Here is a 15,991-nt window from a genome sequence, read left to right as displayed (position 1 = left end):
CTTAGTCAATATTGGCAGTCACTGCCGCAAATCCTGATAGCACATCCGCCATCGGAACGGTCACTTCATTGCCTGAAGCCATGTTCTTCACGTGGATCGTGTTGGTTTTTAACTCTTCTTCGCCAATGGTCAGCGTATACTTAGCATTCAGTTTATCAGCCGTTTTAAACTGGGCCTTTGGTTTACGCGCTAAGTAGTCGCGGTCAGCAGCGAAATCTTGGTTCCGCAATGCTTGGACGACCTTGAGTGTGGCCGCATTAGCACCCTCACCAATGCCCACTAAATAAGCATCTAATGGATGTTGATCTGGGAATTCAACGCCCTCGCCCTGCATCAGCAGTAAGAGACGTTCAACACCCATCCCAAAACCAACGCCTGACATTTCAGGGCCGCCGAGTTCTTCGACTAGCCCGTTATACCGGCCGCCGGCACAGATCGTGGTGTACCCGTGACCCAAGGCTTTTGAGTTCACCATAAATTCAAAGATGGTATGGTTGTAGTAATCTAACCCACGAACCATGGTCGGGTCGATCTCAAACGGAATATCCAGGGCCTTCAACAGGCTTTGGACCTCATCGAAATGAGCTTGTGCTTCGGGTGTCAAGTAGTCAAGAATCGACGGGGCACCCTCAACAAATTTTTGATCCTGTTCATCCTTACTGTCGAGTACCCGCAATGGGTTCTTGTACAGCCGGGTCTTTGAATCAGCACTCAGTTCCTCATAGTGGGGTTCAAGGTAATCCACAAGCGCCTTGCGGTAATCGTCACGGGTTTGTTGATCACCCAGTGTATTCACAGCCAGCCGTACGTTGTCGATACCAAAATGTTTCAACAGGTCCCGGCCAACTGCGATGACTTCAACGTCTAACGCTGGTTCGTCACTGCCGAACGCCTCCACCCCGATCTGATGGAATTCACGTAATCGGCCTGACTGTGGCCGTTCGTAACGAAACATTGGCCCATGTAATAGACCTTGTAGGGCTTTTGAGTCTCAGGGCCATACAATTTGTTTTCAACAAAGGCCCGAACCACCCCAGCAGTCCCTTCAGGCCGCAGGGTAATGTGGCGATCACCTTTATCTTTAAAATCATACATTTCTTTCGTCACGATGTCTGAGGTGTCGCCTGAAGTCCGAGAAAAGACTTCAAAGTTTTCAAACATCGGCGTGCGGATCTCTTCAAACCGGTACTTGGCGAAAACGTCGCGTGCGATGCCTTCAACGTACTGCCAGTGACGTGTGTCAGCTGGCAACGTATCGGCAGTTCCTTTTGGTCGTTGATAGCGCATGTAAAACTCCTTTCTTGATTATCGGTTTATGTGCAAATGAAATTAAAAAGCACCCTTGTTTTCACAAGGGTGCTTGGCACGGTACCACCTTAATTTTACTCATCCATAACGTTGGACACGAATAATCTGCATTATTCACCTCAAAAGTGTCTTCAGCACTTGCCCTGCTGTACCCTTTCATCACCCGGATACTTTCTGAAAGCTGGCAACTGCCTACTGGTCTTCGTCATCGGTGTATCTTATTTAACTACGATTAAGACTAACGATTTCAAAGATAAAAGTCAAGACTATCTTAATTTTTAATTTGGCCACATCTATTTTATAATGGAAGACAATTCAGTCAGCCAGGTAGTTGCCCAACTGACTGCAAGACTGAGAGAAATCGAGGATGAGGTTGTGAACTATCTTAAAAAACATTGGCTGCCAATGGCGGTCACCATTGCCATTATGATTATCGCCGGCGGGACAATTTTTGCCACTATTTGGAAAAACCGGCTGACCGTACCCATGAGCAACATCAACGTTCGCAGGGGGCCTGGGATTAGTTACCAGTCCAACGGCACGTTAGAGAAGGGGTCCGCCGTCTACGTTGTTAAGAAAAAGGACAACTGGTATCGCATCCGCTACAACGACCACCATTTTGGCTGGGTCGCAAGCTGGCTGATCAATCAAAATACCAAGGTTAAAAGTGCGACGAGTCTGTCTGAAGCAACCATCGTTTTGGATCCGGGACACGGCGGCAGTGATTCTGGTGCCCTGTCCATTGATCAAAAGCACGATGAAAAAACGTACACCCTGCGGCTCGCCAAAAAGGTTCGCAAACTATTGCAGGCGCGCGGTGCTCACGTGATCATGACCCGAACGGGCGACCAAACCGTCTTCCTTGGTGCCCGACCAGAGCTGGCCACCGACAACCACGCGGACGCCTTCATCAGTTTTCACTTCGACTCAGCACCGTCTGACAATCTCGGTTCCGGGTTTACCACCTACTACCACCACAAATCGACGTCGCTTCAGTTAGCTAAGACGATCAACAGTCATTTAACAGGACTGCCGCTGAATAATCGCGGCGTGGAATTTGGTAATTTTGAAGTCATTCGTGATAACCTGCGACCAGCACTGCTGCTTGAAATGGGCTACATTAACACGGCCAATGATTTCAAACACATTCGGTCACCCAAGTATCAAGAACACGTCGCAAAGGATGTCACAAAAGGACTTGCTGCTTATTTCAAAGATAAAGCCAACAATTAACACACATGAGAAAGGTCGCTTCAATGATGGTTTCAAACACATGGTTAGCACAACTACCGATTGCCCCAATTGATACCGCCACGCCTGTTTCTGGCGGCGATATCAACGAGGCTTATCGAATCACTAAGGCACATCGTCTTATTTTCTGCTGGTTCAACCGCATCGTGAGACAGCATTTTATCGGCATGAAATTGAGGGTCTCCACTTGCTTGGTAAAGCCGCACTGGTGCCCGAGGTGATCGCAAACGGTCAAATTGACGGTGACGCCTTTTTGATTTTGTCTTGGTTAGAAAGCGGCAGCGGCAGTCAGCGCGACCTTGGCGAACTCGTCGCACATGTGCACCAGGTTCACAATGACCAGTTCGGGTTTGCCCACAACGTCGATGGCAAATTACCAAAGATCAATACGTGGCAGGACAACTGGGGTGAATTTTACGTTTATCAACGCTTGGATGTCCTGGCAAAACGCGCACAAGAGCACGGCCTATGGTCCCGTTCGCGCCAAACGCAATTAGCGCATTTACGCACTATTATTCTGGACTTTTACCACCAAAATCAGACGGAAGCCAGCTTACTGCACGGTGATCTGTGGGCTGGAAACTACATGTTTACCAGTGATGGCAAGCCGGCTTTGATCGACCCGGACGTTTTATATGGCGACCGTGAATTTGATTTGGCGATGACCACCATTTTCGGTGGCTTTGATGCTGATTTCTACGCGGGGTATAACGCGGTCTACCCAGTCAAACCCGGCTTTAATGACCGGCTTCCCTGGTATCAGCTTTACTATCTCATGGCACACCTTAACCTTTTTGGTGAGACCTATGGTGGCGCCGTGGATCGGATCTTGAGTCTCTATTAAGCCGACCATTCAGGCCTTTACTGCCAAATGACATTGTGGGTTTACTACTCAGTTGCATAAGAGGTCCCAGGTCAACGCTGTTAAGTCGTTGACCTGGGACCTCTTTCGTTAAACGTTCATTTTGGCCATTTCTTGGCACCTATGCCAGTAACGCTTTCGCCAGTGCCGGCACATTCGTCACATCAATTTCCGGATGACTTGCCGCCGCATTAATGACCCGGTGGGGATCAAATAACGCACCGGCAATGCCAGCATTATGCCCCGCATCAATATCTAACGTTCTGTCACCCACCATGATTGCTGTATCACGATCAACGTTGTGTTTATCGATTAGGAAATTCAGCGAATCAGGGTTAGGTTTGCGGGCAAATGGTTGCTCCTTAGTGATAAAGTCGTTGAACAATGACTTGATTTCTGCCTGCTCAAGTAAGTGCAGCGAACTTGCATCGCGATGCGTCAACAGATAATGCTGACCACCCTGATCATGAATCGCCTTAAGAAGCGGAACAATCCCGTCAAACGGTTGCGCTGCATCGATCATCGTGGGTTCAATGTCGCGATAGTCACGTTCTAGCTGTACCTGATCAATTGAAAACTGAGCGCTGAATTGAGACAGTGCCGTCCCCATCGCGTGCTGTCGCATGACTTCGTAGATCTCGACTTCGTCTAGTTCATATTCGGACACGTGCTGTTTTAATAACGCCTGCATAAACGCCTGAACCATGATGGGATACGTGTCAAACAAGGTGCCATCAAAGTCCCAGAAGAATGTTTTTCTTTGCATTGGTTTCTCCTTTTGAATCAGATAGAACGGCACAAAACGGATAATAGCTTTTACGCTGCTATCCGTTTTTCTGTGCTGCTGTTATGCGTTTTGGTTGTGACGCTTTTTTTAGACGAGACTTGGTAAGCTTACTCTGACATAAAATGCCAATTACAGGCAGGATCACACTCTTGTGCGGTTCTGTCTGTTGCCCCTTATCTAGCGGAAACGCGTTCCAGGAGGGGCTAACGTGTAAGGGACTCTGACAAAAATGCCAAACCCGGGCATTTCTGCCAGAGTTAGCTTATGCTCCGCCCTCAAAACGCCTCCTTCCACGCTCTACTTATTGTCCGTATCAAACAAAATCGTCACCGGCCCATCGTTCACCAGGTTAACTTGCATGTCGGCGCCAAATTCACCCGTTTCAACCTTAAGGCCTTCTTCACGTAGTTTATCGTTAAACTGCTCGTAAATTTTGTTTGCGTGCTCCGGATTTCCCGCCTTGACGAAACTTGGGCGGTTGCCCTTTTTTGTATCCGCATAGAGGGTAAATTGCGACACGGATAAAATCGCACCGCCGATGTCCTGGATGGACAGGTTCATTTTACCGGCTTCATCCGCAAATACCCGCAACCGGGTAATTTTGCGCACCAAATAGTCAATTTCTTCGGTGCCATCAGTATCTTCGGCACCCACCAACAGTAAATAACCCTGTTGAATACTGCCAACAGTCTTATTCTCGATTGCCACCGATGCTTCGCTGACACGTTGTAATACTACTCGCACTGTCGTTTTCCTCCTACGATAGTCACCCGGTTATCTAAACGGCCGTTTAACCACGTAGACATCCTGAATGTTTTTCAAATTATCAATGATTCGCTGCAACTGCGCCGCGTTTCGCGTACCCAGTGAAATAGAGATAGTCACCATTTTGTTGTGATCGACCTTCCCGTTGACTAAGTTCAACTGCTTAGTCGTATTGTTCACGATCCGCAGTACTTCGTTCAACAGACCATTCCGGTTATACCCTTGCACTTCCAAATCAGCGTTATACATTGACGTGGATTCGTTAGGATTCTCCCAATGCACATCGATCAGCCGCTCGCCATTGGCTTCAGCGTGGGCCACATTCGGGCAATCCTTCCGGTGAACCGAAACTCCCCGGCCCTTTGTAATGTACCCCACGATGGCATCACCAGGCACCGGTGAGCAACAGTGGCTCAGCCGAACCAGCAAGTTATCAACACCCTCAATAATGACCCCTTCAGACGCCTTTTGTTTCCGTTTCCGCTGGGTGTCAGATTCCTGGGTCTCATTATTGATCGATTGATGTTCTTCCAATAGTTCACGCTCTTCTTGACGTTGCCGGGCTTCTTCGCGCTCGTGGCGGACATCTTCCGTTAACCGGTTGGCCACACCAACGGGTTGCAGATCGCCGAACCCGACCGCTGCGTACAAGTCGTCAACGTGTTGGTAATGCAGCCGACCCACGACCTTGGCCAGATTTTCCTTGGTCATAATTTCCTTTGGATCAAATTTCATGTCCCGCAACTGTCGCGCAATGATATCCTGCCCTTCAGCCACGTTTTTCTCCCGATCTTTCTGGCGGAAGAACTGTTTAATTTTGTTTCGCGCCCGTCGCGTAGAGACCAGTTTCAACCAGTCACGGTTAGGCCCCGCAGAGTTCGCAGACGTTTTAATGTCGACGATATCGCCATTTTTAACTTCGTAATCAAGGGGAACGATCTTCCCGTTAACCGTGGCGCCAGTGGTATGGTTCCCAATATCGGTATGGATCTGATAGGCCATATCCAGCGGACCGGCACCCTTCGGCAGTTCGAGAACATCGCCTTTGGTGTAAAGGCATAAACATGATCGCCAAAGAGCTCACCTTTAACACCGTCCATGAAGTCGGACGCGTCATCAGTTTCCTCCTGCAGTTCAATAATTTCTTTGAACCAGTTGAGTTTATTTCCCGAATTTGTCGCTTCGACTTTATCGGTCATACCTTCTTTGTATGCCCAGTGCGCAGCAACCCCATATTCAGCCACTCGGTGCATTTCTTCAGTACGGATCTGACTTCAAGCGGCCGCCCTTCTGACCCAATCACGGTCGTATGCAGGGACTGGTACATGTTGGCTTTCGGCATGGCAATGTAGTCTTTAAACCGCCCTGGCATTGGCTTCCACTGGGTATGAATGGCTCCTAAGACTGCGTAACAGTCCTTGATGGTGTTGACAATTACCCGAATCGCCAATAGGTCATAGATCTGACTAAACTGCTTGTGCTGGTCGCGCATCTTACGATAAATAGAATAGATATGCTTTGGCCGCCCATAAATTTCGGTGTCCAGATCCAGGTCACTAATGGCTGATTTAATATCACCGATAGCCTCCGCAATGTAAGCTTCACGCTGATCACGACGAGAATTCATCAGGTGCACGATACGGTAATACTGTTGTGGATTCAAATACCGCAACGAAATATCTTCGAGTTCCCATTTAATGGTACTGATCCCTAATCGGTCAGCCAACGGTGCGTAAATTTCCAACGTTTCATTCGCAATGCGCCGCTGCTTATCCGGCCGCAGGTGCTGCAAGGTCCGCATGTTGTGTAACCGGTCCGCAAGCTTGACGATCATGACCCGAATGTCCTTTGACATGGCCAATAACAGCTTTCGGTGATTTTCGGCTAAGCGTTCCTTGTTCGACTTATACTTAATTTTTCCAAGCTTCGTGACCCCGTCGACGATCATCGCAATGTCGTCACCAAAGAGCTCACGAACGTCATCCAGTGTGACACCGGTATCCTCAACGATATCGTGTAAAAAGCCAGATGCGACCGTGGTAGGATCCATTTTCAGGTCCGCTAAAATTCCGGCAACCTGGATCGGATGCATGATGTAGGCTTCGCCCGACTGCCGTTGCTGGTCACGATGCGCCACCGCAGCGAAGCGATAGGCCCGCTCCACGATAGCAACGTGTTCCTTATTCATATATGAAGAAACGGCAGCAATCACACTTTCTGCCGTCCATGTCTGTTCTTTTGGCATTTAAGCATTTCCCCTTAAAAACAATTAGTTTGCGGCACTTAACCCGTAAGCCAGATAGGCCACGCAGAGATAGACCGGCGCAAAATAAGTTGCGTGAAGCGGTCCTACAAAATAGAGGCCCACTGCGTAGATCACTGGTAAGATCCAAATGAACCAAACTGATTGACCACGCGTTTCACAGCCCAACCCATAACGCCGGCACAGATCGTATATAAAATCCCAAAAATAATGCCTAAATGGACCATCGCGCCAAACGAGATCATGCGCTCAAGAATATAGGGAATGATCACCCCTAGAATCAAGCTAATTACCCAGTACGGCCAACCAATTCGTTTTAAAAAAAGTCCCATGTGTCTTCCACTCTCTTATCTTAGTGTTTGTTGCGCGGTTTCGAGCCTTTTTAAACCCGTTAAAACCGGATCTCAATGTCCTATTTTAACTGGTTTATTCAGATAGTTCAAAGAAACCTTCCCGAAGAAAAGACCCGGTTCGTTACAATATTAGGTCTCATTTTACGCTATAACGTAGGGCTATTCAACGCTATAAAAATTAAGAGTCTGGAAAGACGTTACCGGTTGTGGTTAAGGCGTCTTTTTTTCCAAATGACTTGCTGACCGCTGCCGAAACAAAAAGCCCGAACATGACTGTCCCGGCTTCAGCGCTTATGTGCTATTCGTTTTTTAAGCTTGTCGTTGCAATTCCCAAACCGTGGATGCAGCTGACAGAAGGTACAACGGTGCCGTTTCCGTTCGCAGGATCCGCGGACCCAAGCCAGCAAGCACGCCATCATTAGTGGTCAGGGTTTTAATTTCAGCCGGTGAGATCCCGCCTTCTGGACCAAACACAGCCACGAGGGTTTGTCCCGTCTGCAGTTGCGACAACGTCCGCGTCAGCTGCGCCTGCTCACCCTGTTTAGCCGCCTCTTCATAGGCCACCAGCAGCTGGTCATAATCAATTGCCTGAATGGCAGTTGCGAGTGTGGAATAAAACTGAATTTCTGGAATGTGTGTCCGATGTGATTGTTCGCTGGCCCCGTGCGCAATTTTTTGCAGCCGCACCAGCTTCTTGGCAACCTTGTTGTCCTGCCAACGGGCAACCGACCAGTCACCGCCAAAGAACGCAATCGTGTGGGCGCCAAGTTCAGTCGCCTTTTGAACGATCCATTCGGCCTTGTCCTGCTTCGGCAGGCCAGAAAGAATCGTAACGTTCACCGGTAACTCAACCGTACTCGTCAACGCCTTCAGGACTGTCGTTTGATTGCCGTCACCCAGTTCGCCTAAAAAGAGCTGCTCATGCCCATCCACAAATTCGGCTTGGGCGCCAGGTTCGGCCCGCAAAACTTGACGCCAGTGCTTGCTGACCGTGGCGTCTAATTCAAAGGTGTGGCCGACCGTCAATGACCCGTCAATAAAGTATCGCTGCATTAGTCATCTTCCCCCGGTTTTTGCGCCACAACGCCGAACCAATCACCCATCTTCAAAGTTTGAACGATCTTAAAGCCTTGGTGCTCCTGTGCAACGATCACATCCGACGCCTTTTCGGCGATGATCCCAGACGTCACAAAGTAACCATGAACCGGCAACAGATCCCACGCTTGCGGAATTAACGGCATAATGATTTCTGCCAGAATGTTTGCTACGATAATGTCAGCCTGCCCCGTGATGCCCGTCAACAGATTGTTTGCAGCAACCTTGACGTCTTTGTCAACTGGATTCAGATCAAGGTTTTTCTGGGCCGAGTCAACAGCGACCTGGTCAAGATCATAGGCCCGGACGTCGCCCACGCCCAGTTGCTTAGCTGCAATACTCAACACACCAGACCCGGTACCAACGTCGATGAGGCGCTCACCACCGCGAATGACCATTTCCAGAGCTTCCAAGGAGAGCCGAGTGGTAGGATGCGTCCCAGTGCCAAACGCCATTCCAGGGTCAAGAACGATCAAGCGTTCATCTGACGACTGCGGCTCGTATTTTTCCCAACTTGGCACAACGGTTAAGAAACGGGTGACTGAACCGGATGATAATACTTCTTCCAGGCGGTTGCCCAATTGGTTTCGTCAACAGCAGTAGTTTCAACGGTTGCCGGTGCCACTGCCAAGCCAAATTTCGTCAGACTTTGCACCTGTTGGGTGATTTCTGGCACGATTTCCGGCACAAAAATCGTCTCTGGAAAATAAGCGCTAACCTTGGCACCAGTCAATTGGTGAGGAATCTCATCAACATCAATGATCTTGCCCTCCTGTTCCCAATGCCCGTCGCGTAATTTTTCAAAATCCTTGACATCGTCGATCTGGACCCAGTTGCACCGTGGGTCATCAGAATGTTTGAAACTGCCTCCACTGCTTCGCTCGTTGTGGTAACGGAGAGTTCTGTCCAATCCATAGTCGTTACTTCCTTTCTGCGAGTCATGCTCGCCAGCCGTGATGGGCCTGATCAATTGTTTTTTTAGTTATTTTTGAAACGTAGGGATTGATCGCTACGAAATAGCGCAGGGGCGCCGAGGTCCACTCACCCTTATTGGGCACACCAATGCGGGCACTGGAAGCCACCTGGTTCGGATGGCGTACTGGTAAGAGATCGAGCGAAAGCGCCCCCACGTTCAAGGGCGTCTGATTTAAAGCATGAACATCCCAAACGCCTGTGTTAATTTCCCAGGACCGTTCGTGAGCGACGCACCACTAGTGCCGCGATTGGCTTGCATTGTTTCAATGCCCTGTTCCGGTTCAACGCCGCGAATCAGAATTCCCTCCGGTACATCGACCGGTTGGGTAATAAAATTCAATAACACATACTGTCGTGATTGGAACATGTAGATTGTTCCTGGCGCATCGTATAAGGCTTCGTTGCGCTTGGTGCGTCTTCCAGCAAAGGCATGTGCTGCGGCGTCACTTGGGCCAACGTAAGCTTCGGTCTCGACGATGAGCCAGTCAGTGGTCCGTTTGGGGTTTCATACTGGATACGACAGCCCAGGAGCCGTTGTGCGATTTCTGGGGTGGTGCCATCGGTGAAGAATTTTGTGAGTTGGGCGTTGATGATGGTCATCTCCTGGTGAGCGGTTGGGTTTATTGCTTTTTGTGTGGGTGAATGGCTGGTTTATATTTCAGTCTACTATCTTTATGACTGAACGTGCTCCGCAAGGCAGAGGCTCCTGCCTAAGCCAACTCTGACAAAAATGCCAGGCCCAGACATTTCTGCTCCTGAATGGTACTGGCTACCGCTCTCTGCTGCCATATTGCCCAAACGTGCTCCGCACTCTACAAAAAAACGCACCCTCACTTGGATGCGTCTGTTTGTTTGTTTTGTTGCGTTTGCCGATCGTCTTTATCGGCTTCCTTTTTTTCACGCTGTGGTAAGCGTGACTCTAGGTAATCTAGTAATTCGGTTTCTGTGCGGAAAATGCGGGGATGCTTTTGCTTATGCAAGCGCAGATCAATCTCATTAATCCGTTGTCGACCAGTCCACGTATGACTGTATCGAATGATTACCCGATTGTTTAATGCCTCGCGACCAAACTTAAACACGTAAACAGATTCCGGCGTCATCAATGGTCGAATATAGGACTTTTGATAATGATAGTTACGGTTTTTTAAGTACTGTTTAGTTCTATTTAGCACGGTAACCACCTCCCAACGATTAAAATGTAAGCACTATCTTCTAAGGTTAATCATACCATATTCAAGAAAAGTCTTCATGGCATAATAAACAGTTTTAAGTAGTTCTAAAAATAACATACTAGTGAAAAATAACGCATTTGTCAACTATTTTGTTTAAAACATGATGATTGAATAATCAGTTGCTTTCAACTAAGATGAAATCAAGCTGAATAGGAGGGGACGTCATGGAAACAGACCGGTTTAACGCGTTTAGTGATGGTGTTTTTGCAATTCTCATTACGATTTTAGTGCTTGAATTTCATATTCCCGTGTTTAAAACAGGCCACTTATTGGCCGCGCTGGATACCCAGGGGCCAACGTTCGTTTCTTACCTATTTTCGTACCTTTACGTGGGCACGCTCTGGTTATTTCACCATGATTATTTTTCATTATTAACGCGAATTGACCGGAACGTCAATATGTTGAATTTGTTGATGCTCTTTAGTATCACCCTCATCGACTACCCCATGTCCCTTCTAGCGCGACCCTGACTACTGGAAACCGGGCCGACCTGCAAACGGCTTTTGTGATGTATGACATCGTTGCCCTTTTCATTTCGGCAACCTTTTACCTGATGTACCTTTACATCCATCGCCACCCAGAATTACACCGTCACCAAATCCCGAAGACGTTTTATGACAGTATCAAACTAGATCCTGTCAAAAGTATTCTGATTTATGCGTCGCAATCCTCTCGTCGTTTTGGTCGATCAGTCTGAGCGCCGCCCTCTTAATTTTAGGGATCGTGTTTCACTTTTTTGCGTATTTAAGAATGGGACGGTCACTAGACCGGCTGCACCCAACAACACATCACTAACGGTTACCGAACTCGTATAGGAGGATCTTCATTTTGATCAAACCCGCAAAACAACTGGCCGGCTTTGAGTGGATCGCCACTTCCGCGCTTACCGTGCCAGAACAGCAGACACTCATGGACGATTATGGGATTACCGACGACGTCATTACCTACGTCACTGATAAAGATGAAAGCGCCAATTACGTCTACGACCCGGAAAACAACCAACAGCTCCTGATTGCGCTAGTGCCCTACCGATTAAAGGGTGAAAAAATGCGCTATATCGCGCGGCCGGTTGGGTTTTTAATTCATAAAGGCCGAATCTTCACGTTTAATGATAGCAACCTTGATTTCGTTGATAAGGCGCTGGACAAGGCGGCCGTTGATGATGAGGTCACGACCCCCGCCAGTTTTATTTTAGAAGCTCTTTTTGCCTTCATTGATAGTTACATTCCCATCATTAAACAGGTGACAAAACAGCGTAACCAGCTGGATAAACAACTGAATCGCGATCCGAAAAATAACATGCTGGTCGACCTGTCTAACCTGGGGCAGACGATGACCTTTTTCTTTAGCGCCGTTGAATCAAACAGTGACCTCTTCGTCCGGATTCCGCGGACTTACTTTGGCGTCAACAACTCCAGTTACGAGCGTGATCAGCTTGAGGACGTTGCCATTGAAGCGGACCAGGTGCGTCGCATGATTGAAAACGAATCGCAGGTGGTTGACCGGATCATTAACACCTTTGATTCCATCATCAACAATAATCTGAATGACACGATGCGGTTTCTCACAATTTGGTCGCTGACCATGGCGGTACCAACGATCGTTACCGGGTTTTACGGCATGAACGTTAAGCTGCCATTAGCGGGATTAAACGATGCCTGGCTGATTGTGGTTGACCTCTCACTCGCCGCAATCGTTTGGCTATTATTGACCATTAAATTCCATCACAAACCTTAATTTAGCGTCAATGGAACCGTTTTCGATAAAACTTCACACTCTCGTCACAATTAACGGGTATAATCAAGTTAACGACATAAAAAGGAGTGCATGTGTATGGCAAAAATGGTGACGCTAAAAGAACTCGCAACTTTGAAACGACCTGAAGCTTCTGTACTAACCTTGAGTGTGAACCTTGATAAGCTCAATTATCAAGAAACTGAGCAACTGAAATTGAAGAACGCCCTGCAGGAGATTCATAATCTGACCGCGGTCTCGCCGGAAATTCCGGGTGATCAAATTGTCGACCAGATCAATCATCTCTTCGACCAGGGCCTCCCATATCGGGGATTGAGTATTTTTGCGAACCTCGATGGCGATGAGATCCTGTACCTGCCGCGAAACAGTGTGCAGACCGTACACCTGAGTGTGGCGGGCGGTCCCGACCTCTTATCGATCCTAAAAGAAACACCAAACAAAGACTACTATTTACTCCAACTGGAACAGACTGATTTTAGCCTGTACCGCTTAGAGGAGCAACAATTAACGACGCTAAAACTGCCTGATTCACCAGGTAATTTAACCACTGCCTCGGGACAGAAAAACGCGGCGGCAGCTTAAATTACAAGGCTACTCCGGGTCAAAGTCAGTATCACGGCCACAACGAAACAAGTCGTGAAAAAGACATTGACCAAGAACGCTACTACCGAATCATTGTTGACTTCTTAGCTGCTAATCCGAAACTGGATAACCGACCAATCGTGCTCATGGGTCTACCACAAAACCTGACCCTCTTTACGCAGGTCGCCGGCAACCGCCTCAACTTGGCAGATATTAGTATTCGCCGCTCGGTCACTGACCTGTCCACTAAGGAACTGGGTCAGCTCGCAGCTAAAACGATTTCCGACCATGAAAAGGATAGTACCTCGCGCGACGTTGCTGATTTAGATACCCACCGGCTGCTCACCGAAATGGGTCAGATCCGCACAGCGTTGATTGAAAACCGCATTCAGCAGCTGGTCATCAACGCACAACACCACATTGAACCAACGGAACGTGAAGCCTACGATGCGATCAACAATGTGATCTCACAAGCGCTCGCAAAGAATGACCAAATTATTGTGCTGCGTGATCAGGCACCAGAAATGGCCCCTGTCAGCGCGGTGACTTACTAGGATAATCACTTTAATGAAACACTAAAAAGAACGTCAGCCAAATCCAATTCTGGGTTTGACTGGCGTTCTTTTGGTCATTGCACCTGCTGATCCTCGAGTGCTAAACGGTCCAAGCTCGCATTAACTAGCCAAATAAAGCTTTCATCTGAAGTCAGTTCCCGGTTTTGAAACCACCCGGAACCAACGTTGAGTGCGTCACCCACAATTAGATCACGCAACCACCTACCCGCCAGTAGTCGCACCCGTGGCTTTTTATAGACCGGACTGATCATCCGTCCCAAAAGCTCGTGAAACACATCCGTTGCCTGCTGCATATCAGGATTTTCAGTATCTCGCGGCACGCCTAGTAGGTACTGCGCAAGGTGAATGTGTGCCAACACTTCACGCCGGCAAGCGACCGCCAGTGCCAACAGACCATCCCGACCACTCTGGCCAAATAGTTCCGTCTTCAGCTGGTCAGAAAGCTGCTGTGCCGCCGAGTTAAAAATGGCGTAACTTAGCGCCTGTTGATTCGCAAAATACGGATACAACGCCTGTGACCGGGTACCAAGCGTCCGCGCCAGCGTTGAGAATGTGGGGCTCTGCCCTGCTTCGATGCAGTCCATGGCTGCTTGGATGATACGTTCTTGGGTTAAAACTTGTCGAACCATAAAAATTACCTCGTTTTGCTCGCTATTTACATATTGTAAACTATAATAACATATTGTAATCATCACGGATTTAAATCAACGCTAATTGCGACTGATCACCCTATTATAAATGGCGTCCCCCTTTACTTACAAGGTGTCATTTAGGATCAGTCCGATCAGCATCAACTGAGAGGAAGTCTTTTTTTGGAAATCGTATCACTATTACTGATCGGCCTTATCGTCGGTTTTTTCGTCATTTCAATGGGCGGCGGTGGTGCCGCCATTTACCTTGGTGTTTTAACGGCGGTCTTTCACCTTGCGCCCGCAGCCGCAACCGCAACGTCGCTCGTTACCGCCTTGCCCTCCCTTATTCTAGGGTCGTTTGGTACTACCGGCAACACGCGATTAAATTTAAGATTGGCAATCAAATGCTGCTGGCGACCATCCCTGCCGTTGTCGTAGGGTCGTTGCTATCACCCTACATTCCCGAATCAATCTATAAATGGGTCGTTGGTCTTATTTTAGTCCTGCTGGGCATTAACATTATGCGCAATAAGCAGAGTAAGACCGCAGAACTACCGACTCACAGTCGCTTAAAAGCAAGCAGTTTTGGAGTGCTAAGTGGACTGATGGTCGGTGTTGCGGGTCTGAGCGGCGGCGGGCCCATTTTAGCCGGGCTCTTGTTGCTGGGACTCGACACCGTTAGCGCCGTGGCAACATCCTCCTACGTCCTCGTTTTCATGACGATCGTCGGCGCCATTTTCCACACAGTGGGCGGTCAAGTGGATTGGCACGCAGGCATCGGCCTGATGATTGGCGCACTAATTGGCGCAGCTATTGCGCCCTATATTATGAAAAGGTTCGTGGGCAATTCAAAGAACGGGGGCGGAAAACTTAAGCCTGTGATGGGGATATTGTTGATTTTGATGGGGATTAAGACCATTTGGTAGAGCGTGAAGGAAAACGGGAGGAAGCGGAGTGTAAGCCGACTCTGACATAAAGGCCTGAACTTGGCCTTTATGTCAGAGTTGGCTTACATGCAGCTTTCTGTTTTCCGAAACGCGTTTCGACTCGAGGACAGAGAACCAACGTAGAAGGCCCGAACTTGGCCTTCATGTCTGAGTCAGTTTACACGCAGCTTTCTGTTTTCCGAAACGCGTTTCGGCACAGTTGCCAAGAAAATCAAATCAAACATTTACTTAAAATAAAATTGCCATTCATCTGAAGTTACATCAAACCTATAAAGCCGGCTTCAGGCCAGAACCCTATCGGATCCTGCCTGAAGTCGGTTTTTAATTTAGAGCATGATTGGTTTCATTCAGAACATTTAAAATTCGGACATATGGCTGAAACTGTGTGATTTCTTTGTGAGGTATGTTGATATGGTTGAATCCGCGTCGTGCTTGAATTTCAAATCGCCGAAACGTGTTCAGTAAGGCGACCATGTGACGGACTCTGGCAAAAATGCCTGATTCTATGTTACAAGGATAAATCGGCGTCGTGCTCGTATTTCACATTGCCGAAACGTGTTCAGCAAGACGAGAGGGCTCCTGTGTAAGCAACTCTGGTCAAAAAAGTCT

At 48.3% G+C, this 15,991-nt stretch carries 10 protein-coding genes and 7 pseudogenes; 7 read left to right on the top strand and 10 right to left on the bottom strand.

Annotation, left to right across the window (positions count from 1 at the left end):
- Position 1: 1 nt before the first annotated feature.
- Positions 2-1,287: pseudogene (gene hisS, locus JCM11969_RS08580) on the bottom strand (histidine--tRNA ligase).
- 396 nt (positions 1,288-1,683) lie between these two features.
- Here hisS and JCM11969_RS08575 point away from each other — a divergent pair.
- Both JCM11969_RS08575 and JCM11969_RS08570 read left to right on the top strand, forming a co-directional pair.
- Positions 1,684-2,541, top strand: a complete 858-nt coding sequence (locus tag JCM11969_RS08575) for an N-acetylmuramoyl-L-alanine amidase family protein (protein ID WP_156319313.1) — start codon at positions 1,684-1,686, stop codon at positions 2,539-2,541.
- 26 nt (positions 2,542-2,567) lie between these two features.
- Positions 2,568-3,403: pseudogene (locus JCM11969_RS08570) on the top strand (fructosamine kinase family protein).
- Between the two features lie 139 nt (positions 3,404-3,542).
- Here the strand turns inward: JCM11969_RS08570 and JCM11969_RS08565 are convergent.
- From JCM11969_RS08565 to JCM11969_RS08530, 8 genes and pseudogenes are all read right to left on the bottom strand, one after another.
- The gene (locus JCM11969_RS08565) at positions 3,543-4,187 is read right to left on the bottom strand and encodes an HAD-IA family hydrolase (RefSeq protein WP_054710475.1); all 645 of its coding nucleotides are present in this window, start codon (positions 4,185-4,187) and stop codon (positions 3,543-3,545) included.
- Between the two features lie 318 nt (positions 4,188-4,505).
- Positions 4,506-4,952 carry a D-aminoacyl-tRNA deacylase gene (gene dtd / locus JCM11969_RS08560; RefSeq protein ID WP_054710472.1) on the bottom strand — a complete coding sequence of 149 codons (447 nt, stop codon included), beginning with the start codon at positions 4,950-4,952 and terminating at the stop codon, positions 4,506-4,508.
- A 30-nt stretch (positions 4,953-4,982) separates the two neighbouring features.
- Positions 4,983-7,218, bottom strand: a pseudogene (locus tag JCM11969_RS08555) (RelA/SpoT family protein).
- A gap of 131 nt (positions 7,219-7,349) precedes the next feature.
- Positions 7,350-7,568 carry a hypothetical protein gene (locus JCM11969_RS08550; protein ID WP_054710469.1) on the bottom strand — a complete coding sequence of 73 codons (219 nt, stop codon included), beginning with the start codon at positions 7,566-7,568 and terminating at the stop codon, positions 7,350-7,352.
- A 330-nt stretch (positions 7,569-7,898) separates the two neighbouring features.
- On the bottom strand, positions 7,899-8,642 hold the full coding sequence (locus JCM11969_RS08545; protein ID WP_054710468.1) for a 16S rRNA (uracil(1498)-N(3))-methyltransferase: 744 nt from the start codon (positions 8,640-8,642) through the stop codon (positions 7,899-7,901).
- Positions 8,642-9,599: pseudogene (gene prmA, locus JCM11969_RS08540) on the bottom strand (50S ribosomal protein L11 methyltransferase). The gene JCM11969_RS08545 and the pseudogene prmA overlap by 1 nt, the downstream one beginning before the upstream one ends.
- 232 nt (positions 9,600-9,831) lie before the next feature.
- Positions 9,832-10,137, bottom strand: a complete 306-nt coding sequence (locus JCM11969_RS20700; protein WP_439709735.1) for a DNA-3-methyladenine glycosylase — start codon at positions 10,135-10,137, stop codon at positions 9,832-9,834.
- 352 nt (positions 10,138-10,489) lie between these two features.
- A complete protein-coding gene (locus JCM11969_RS08530) occupies positions 10,490-10,840 on the bottom strand; it encodes a hypothetical protein (protein ID WP_054710466.1) in 351 nt (116 codons plus the stop codon).
- Between the two features lie 215 nt (positions 10,841-11,055).
- Here JCM11969_RS08530 and JCM11969_RS08525 point away from each other — a divergent pair.
- From JCM11969_RS08525 to JCM11969_RS08510, 4 genes and pseudogenes are all read left to right on the top strand, one after another.
- Positions 11,056-11,686, top strand: a pseudogene (locus JCM11969_RS08525) (TMEM175 family protein).
- Positions 11,687-11,719: 33 nt separating this feature from the next.
- Positions 11,720-12,628 (top strand): magnesium transporter CorA family protein, encoded by a 909-nt coding sequence (locus tag JCM11969_RS08520; protein WP_054710463.1) that lies wholly within the window; start codon positions 11,720-11,722, stop codon positions 12,626-12,628.
- Between the two features lie 96 nt (positions 12,629-12,724).
- Entirely contained in the window at positions 12,725-13,228 is a 504-nt protein-coding gene (locus JCM11969_RS08515; protein WP_054710462.1) for a hypothetical protein, read from the top strand.
- A gap of 23 nt (positions 13,229-13,251) precedes the next feature.
- A pseudogene (locus tag JCM11969_RS08510) lies at positions 13,252-13,782 on the top strand (baeRF6 domain-containing protein); the annotation flags it as partial.
- 74 nt (positions 13,783-13,856) lie between these two features.
- Here JCM11969_RS08510 and JCM11969_RS08505 read toward each other — a convergent pair.
- The gene (locus tag JCM11969_RS08505) at positions 13,857-14,432 is read right to left on the bottom strand and encodes a TetR/AcrR family transcriptional regulator (protein WP_054710457.1); all 576 of its coding nucleotides are present in this window, start codon (positions 14,430-14,432) and stop codon (positions 13,857-13,859) included.
- Between the two features lie 183 nt (positions 14,433-14,615).
- Between JCM11969_RS08505 and JCM11969_RS08500 the strand changes: the two are divergent.
- Positions 14,616-15,361: pseudogene (locus tag JCM11969_RS08500) on the top strand (sulfite exporter TauE/SafE family protein).
- Positions 15,362-15,991 lie beyond the last annotated feature (630 nt).

This window comes from Secundilactobacillus paracollinoides DSM 15502 = JCM 11969, assembly GCF_001311135.1.
Classification (GTDB): Bacteria; Bacillota; Bacilli; order Lactobacillales; family Lactobacillaceae; genus Secundilactobacillus; species Secundilactobacillus paracollinoides.
The sequence above is the reverse complement of the archived record's forward strand: the minus strand, read 5'-3'. Positions and strand labels throughout refer to the sequence as shown.